1 protein-coding gene is annotated in these 1,332 nt (G+C 66.0%); it reads right to left on the bottom strand.

The annotated features are described in order from the left end of the window. Positions 1-33: 33 nt before the first annotated feature. Positions 34-1,329: a serine hydroxymethyltransferase gene (glyA, locus tag Q1A85_RS22915; protein ID WP_299695396.1), complete on the bottom strand. Its 1,296-nt coding sequence runs from the start codon at positions 1,327-1,329 to the stop codon at positions 34-36. Positions 1,330-1,332: the final 3 nt, after the last annotated feature.

Consider the following 1,332-nt stretch of genomic DNA (forward strand, 5'->3'; position numbering starts at 1 on the left):
TTGCTGTCCCATGCTGGGACAGCGTGCCTGGGGTTACAGGTTTGGATAGAGAGGGAAGCGGGCGCAGAGGTCTGCGACCTCGGCCCGGACCTTGGCCTCGACCGCGCCGTTGCCGTCCGCCCCATGGGCCGCCAGCCCGTCCACCACCTCGATGATCCAATCGCCGATCTGCCGGAACTCGGCCGCGCCAAAGCCCCGCGTGGTGCCCGCGGGCGTGCCCAGCCGGATGCCGGAGGTGATCGTCGGCTTTTCATCGTCAAACGGCACGCCGTTCTTGTTGCAGGTGATGTGTGCCCGCCCCAGCGCCTGTTCGGTGGCGTTGCCCTTGACCCCTTTGGGCCGCAGATCAACCAGCATCACATGGGTGTCGGTCCCGCCCGTCACGGTGCCCAGCCCGCCCTGCATCAGCTGGTCGGCCAGCGCCTGCGCGTTTTCGATCACCTGCTGCTGGTAGATTTTGAACGACGGGTCCAGCGCCTCTTTGAAGGCCACGGCCTTGGCGGCGATCACGTGCATCAGCGGCCCGCCCTGAATGCCGGGAAAGATGGCCGAGTTGAACTTTTTGGCCAGCGCCTCGTCATCCGTCAGGATCATGCCCCCGCGCGGGCCGCGCAGGGTCTTGTGGGTGGTCGTGGTCGCCACGTGCACATGCGGGAAGGGGTTGGGATAGACGCCCGCCGCGATCAGGCCCGCAAAATGCGCCACATCCGCCAGAAGCCACGCCCCCACCTTGTCCGCGATCGCGCGGAACCGGGCAAAGTCGAGCTGGCGCGGGATGGCCGAGCCGCCAGCGATGATCATCTGCGGCTTGTGTTCCAGCGCCAGCGCTTCGAGCTGGTCGTAATCCACGTCCAGCGTGTCCCGGCGCACGCCGTATTGCACCGCGTTGAACCACTTGCCCGACTGGTTGGGCCGCGCGCCGTGGGTCAGGTGGCCGCCCGCGTCAAGAGACATGCCAAGGATAGTGTCACCGGGCTGCAAGAGCGCCTGGAACACGCCCTGGTTGGCCTGGCTGCCCGAGTTCGGCTGCACATTCGCAAACCCGCAGCCAAACAGCTGCTTGGCCCGCGCGATCGCCAGATCTTCGGCCACGTCCACAAATTGGCAGCCGCCATAATAGCGACGGCCCGGATAGCCTTCGGCATATTTGTTGGTCATCACCGAGCCCTGCGCCTCGAGCACGGCGGCAGAGACGATGTTCTCGGACGCGATCAACTCGATCTCGTCGCGCTGACGGCCCAGCTCGTTGCGGATCGAGCCAAACAGCTCCGGATCGCGGTCGGCCAGCGACCCAGTGAAAAATCCGTCAGTGCGGTGCGGCGCGTTCATGGA

This window comes from uncultured Tateyamaria sp. (assembly GCF_947503385.1).
Lineage (GTDB): Bacteria > Pseudomonadota > Alphaproteobacteria > Rhodobacterales > Rhodobacteraceae > Tateyamaria.

Excerpts from the sequence above, each read along its gene's own strand:
- glyA (WP_299695396.1), bottom strand. The coding sequence starts at position 1,329 with ATGAACGCGCCGCACCGCACTGACGGATTTTTCACTGGGTCGCTGGCC.